The organism is Chelativorans intermedius, from assembly GCF_025398255.1.
Taxonomy (GTDB): domain Bacteria; phylum Pseudomonadota; class Alphaproteobacteria; order Rhizobiales; family Rhizobiaceae; genus Chelativorans; species Chelativorans intermedius.
This window is the reverse complement of record NZ_JAODNW010000066.1, coordinates 1-2,986: the sequence shown is the minus strand read 5'-3', so window position 1 is coordinate 2,986 and position 2,986 is coordinate 1. Positions and strand designations below refer to the sequence as shown.

Annotated in this window: 2 protein-coding genes; both read left to right on the top strand. The window is 65.7% G+C overall.

Going from position 1 to position 2,986, the window contains the following annotated elements; translation table 11 throughout:
- Positions 1-219, top strand: a 219-nt coding sequence (locus tag NYR58_RS20160) for a hypothetical protein (RefSeq protein WP_449243709.1), incomplete at its 5' end; no start/stop codon positions are given.
- Positions 220-230: 11 nt separating this feature from the next.
- Positions 231-2,924, top strand: coding sequence for a Hint domain-containing homing endonuclease (locus tag NYR58_RS20155; RefSeq protein ID WP_261522915.1), 2,694 nt, complete (start codon positions 231-233; stop codon positions 2,922-2,924).
- Positions 2,925-2,986 lie beyond the last annotated feature (62 nt).

The following is a 2,986-nucleotide window of genomic DNA, read 5'->3' as shown; positions in this document are numbered from 1 at the left end:
GAGTTCGTCGCGCGCATCGACATCGGCACCGACGCGATGGGCGAGGAGAAGAACGAGATCCGCGCGGCGGTCACGCCCGACCATCGCGACTATGCGCAGGTCATGGGCACGGCGGGCCACGGCTACCAGCCGCCATCGCCGCCCGCGCCGCAGCCGGCGGCGGCACCGCAGCAGCAGACTGCTCCGGCAGTGCCGGGCCGTCCGGCCTGGGCTGAGTAGAGGGGCGTCCGATGCGGCTTCGTCCCCGCCAGAAAGTCTTCGTGGAGCGCAGCCTCGCTGCGCTCTCGAAGCACGGCAACACGCTCGGCGTCGCGCCCACGGGATGCCATGCCCCGGGCACGTTGATCCTCATGCATGACGGTTCCGTCAGGCCAGTGGAAGACATCGCGGTCGGCGATGTCCTCATGGGACCGGGCAGCACGCCTCGGCATGTTCTCGAACTGCATCGTGGCCGGGACCAGATGTTCGAGGTTCGGCCGCTGAAGGGCGATCCCTTCGTGGTCAATCTCGGTCACATCCTGACGCTCGTGCGCACGAATGAAGGGCACAACAAAAGCGGGACCAACCGCGAAGGTCAGCTTGTCGATATCAGCATCGCCGATTGGCTCGCAGCGTCTGACCATTTCCGGCATCTGCACAAGCTCTTGCGCATGCCCGTGGATTTCCCCGAGAGGGAAACACCCGACCTGGACCCGTACATGCTTGGCGTGATCCTCGGCGACGGCAGCATCATCCGCAATGTGTCGATCACCACGCCGGACGTGGAAATCGTCGATGCACTCTACAAGTTCGCCGCCGGACAGAGCCTGAGGCTCAGATGCGAGCAACTGCCCGACAACGCGGCCAATACCTATTTTTTCGTCGATGACCGCGATCATCACAACGCGCTGATCGACCAACTGCGCAAGCTCGGACTTTACGGAAGGACCACCGGCGAGAAGTTTCTGCCCGACGCCTATCGCCTGGGATCGCGGGACGTTCGCCATGCGATCCTTGCGGGCCTGCTCGACACGGATGGGCACCTGGTGAACGGACGCTGTTTCGAGTTCGTCAGCAAATCTTCCCGACTGGCCCGGGACGTGGTCTTTGTCGCACGCAGCCTCGGGTTTCTCGCAACCTCTGCCGAGAAGGAGGTTCGTGGCAACATTTACACCCGTGTTCACATTTCGGGCGACCTCGACCTGATCCCGACGCGGGTGCTGCGCAAGCAGGCGCCGCCACGCAAGCAGAAGAAGAACGTCCTGCGCTGCGGGTTCACCGTGCATCCGGTCGGCGAAGGCGAATACCACGGATTCACGGTCGATGGCGATCATCGCTACCTGATGGGGGATTTCACCCTCACGCACAATTCCGGCAAGACCATCATGTTGTCCGCCGTTGCGGGTGAAATGGTCGCGGGCGGCGCAAAGGCCTGCGTTCTGGCCCATCGCGACGAGCTGACAGCCCAGAACCGGGAGAAGTTCGGCCGGGTCAATCCCAGCATCACCACCTCGGTGGTCGATGCCGCCACGAAGGACTGGTCGGGCCAGGTCACCTTCGCCATGGCGCCGACGCTGTCGCGGGCTTCCAATCTCGCCACGATGCCGAAGCTCGACCTGCTGGTGATCGACGAGGCGCATCACGCGGTGGCCGACAGCTATCGCCGTATCGTCGACCGCGTCCGCGACACCAACCCGGAGGCCCGCATCTTCGGCGTCACGGCGACGCCCAATCGCGGCGACCGGAAAGGGCTGCGCGAGGTCTTCGACAACGTGGCCGACCAGGTCCGGCTGGGTGAGCTGATCGCCTCGGGCCACCTGGTGCCGCCGCGCAGCTTCGTGATCGACGTGGGCGTGCAGGAGCAGCTGCAAAAGGTCCGCAAGACCGCCCTCGATTTTGACATGAACGAGGTCGCCGACATCATGGACCGCGCGCCGGTCACCGACGAGGTGATCCGCCACTGGCGAGAGAAAGCCGCCGGTCGCCCCACCATCGTCTTCTGCTCGACCGTTGCCCATGCGGCCCATGTTGCCGAGGCCTTTAACGCGGCGGGCATCCCGGCGGGGTTGATCCATGGCGAGCTTTCCGCCGACGAGCGCCGCAACATCCTCGCTGCCTATGCCTCGGGCGAGATCGCCGTGCTGGTCAACGTCTCGGTGCTCACTGAGGGCTTCGACCACCCGCCGACCTCCTGCGTGGTGCTGCTGCGCCCCTCATCCTGCAAATCCACCATGATCCAGATGGTCGGGCGAGGCCTGCGCACGGTCGACCCCGAGGAACATCCCGGCATCGTCAAGACCGACTGCGTGGTGCTGGATTTCGGAACGTCGAGCCTGACCCACGGCACGCTGGAGCAGGACGTCGATCTCGACGGCCGCGATCCGACACCGTGCGTCGCGCCGACGAAGACCTGCCCGGAATGCGAGGCGACGGTCCCGCTCGCAGCCCGCCAATGCCCGATCTGTGGATACGAGTTCCTGAGCGACGGGGCGCCGCCGCTCGAAAGCGTGGTCATGACCGAAATCGACCTGTTGAAGCGGTCGAGCTTCCAATGGGTCGATCTCTTCGGAGACGAGGCGGCGCTGATGGCCACGGGCTTCACGGCCTGGGGCGGCATCTTCTGGCTGGACGGGCTCTGGTATGCGGTCGGCGGCCGGCGGGGCGCGCAGCCCCGGCTTCTCGGGATAGGCGAGCGGGCGGTCTGCCTTGCGCAGGCCGATGACTGGCTGAACGCGCACGAGAGCGACGAGAGCGCCTTCAAGACCCGCGCCTGGCTGCGGCAGGCGCCCACCGAGAAGCAGCTGCAATACCTCTCGCCCGAGCAGCGGCAGGATTACGGGCTCACCCGCTACCACGCCTCGGCGCTGATCTCCTTCCGGTTCAACAAGCGCGCGATCCGACAGCTTGTCAAGGCCGCCGCCACGCCGGAACGGAGGGCGGCGTGAGCCATGTCGCGCAAGTCTCATCCCCGCCCGCAGAGGCTGCGGATCGACCGGGCTTTGATCGC